Consider the following 831-nt stretch of genomic DNA (forward strand, 5'->3'; position numbering starts at 1 on the left):
TTCTCTTGTCGCTCTGCAACTCGGTGTTAGCTTTCTGATGGTTGTCTTGATTGTTGCAGCCAAGCAAACATTGCCGATAACGACCGATACTTTGATGGCACTTCTATTAATCGCAGCAGCAATTGCACGTCTTTTCCTTATCATCATCAATTCCATTTTATTTCTCAAGGATTCAATTTAAACGTTTCTATTAATCTGAGACAAATATTATGGGTCGTCAATCAAGATAGACAGATAACGTGATCAAGTTATAATTCTCGACGCTATTTTTTCACACCAATTTCCGCAAACAACAAAAATTTCAAGAAAAACAATACTTTATTTATATGCATCAATGATGTGTAGTATTTTTTCATTTCTATACCTCACCCAGAAAGATCAAGTTCTAGGTATAAATATGCCCCACATCACAAATTAAATCGCGGCTTAATCGTTTTACTTGATAAACGATCACCTTGATATCATGCTTACCTCAAATGAAACGTTTCAACATCTATCCAACTAAAAAATAGCAGTCGTGAAGAGAACAAAAATGATCCAGAACATAACGAACAAGAAAACGATACTTGCCGTTGTCTGTGCTGCGGCTTTGGCAGGATGCCTTGACGATCCTTACCAAGAGCCAAGCACAACACCACCACCCATCAAGGGTGATGTATTGCCTCTATATGGGCCTGATGCCAATAGTGATTTTCAGCTAACTATTGTCGATATGTCGGGAGTTGAAGCGTTGGTTGAAGAAAGTGGCATTACTATACAAGGAAATATCTCTGCAACTCATGTGTCTGGTCAAAACTCGGGCACTGTCAATATAGCGATCAATAACTCAGA

At 38.4% G+C, this 831-nt stretch carries 1 protein-coding gene and 1 pseudogene; both read left to right on the forward strand.

What is annotated here, in order from left to right; all coding sequences use genetic code 11:
- A pseudogene (locus KIV40_RS33470) lies at positions 1 to 181 on the forward strand (hypothetical protein); the annotation flags it as partial.
- Positions 182 to 532: 351 nt separating this feature from the next.
- Positions 533 to 831, forward strand: a 299-nt coding sequence (locus KIV40_RS33475) for a hypothetical protein (protein WP_285353722.1), incomplete at its 3' end; no start/stop codon positions are given.

The organism is Vibrio sp. D173a (assembly GCF_030248475.1).